Origin of the sequence: Facklamia sp. P13055, assembly GCF_050409445.1 — a bacterium.
In the GTDB taxonomy this organism is placed as follows: Bacteria; Bacillota; Bacilli; order Lactobacillales; family Aerococcaceae; genus Facklamia.
In genome coordinates this window covers 1-586 of record NZ_JBNUPL010000057.1, presented here as the reverse complement: position 1 = coordinate 586, position 586 = coordinate 1, and the positions used below count along the sequence as shown (strand labels likewise).

At 38.7% G+C, this 586-nt stretch carries 1 pseudogene; it reads left to right on the top strand.

Annotation, left to right across the window (positions count from 1 at the left end):
* Window positions 1-586 (top strand): annotated as a pseudogene (locus tag ACQV2O_RS08620) (IS256 family transposase); the annotation flags it as partial.

Below are 586 nucleotides of genomic sequence, written 5' to 3'. Positions count from 1 at the left end.
ATTCATGAACTGTTTCGTCAGGCCTTAGAAGATGCCATTAATCTACTGCTTGAAAGCAAAAGAACGGTTTTTCTTAATTATGAGAAGTGGAAAGTGAAAGGTTATAATACCGGTAATTCAAGGAATGGTTATTATTCTAGAAGACTACCGACTGAATATGGTATGCTTCACCTCAAAACACCACGAGATCGGTTAGGGCTGTTTGATATTAAAACGCTTGAATGCCTTCAACATGCGCCTGCTCATTTAGAAGAGATGATTATTTTAATGTATCAAAAAGGTGTGACAACACGCGATATCTCAGAACTTATTGAAAAAATGTAGGGCCATTGTTATTCACCAACGACCCTCTCCAACCTTTCAAAAACATTTGAAGAAGAATTAGCCGCTTACCGACAACGTCCGATTAAACAAGACGATGTTTGTCTATACTGCGATGCCACCTTTGTATCTGTAAGACGCGGTAGTGTGTCTAAAGAAGCTGTCCATACAATTATTGGAATGGATGCTCAAGGCTATAAGGAAACACTTGATTTTCAAGTCTATCCTACAGAGTCAGCTCTTCATTACCGTGAAATGCTTCAAG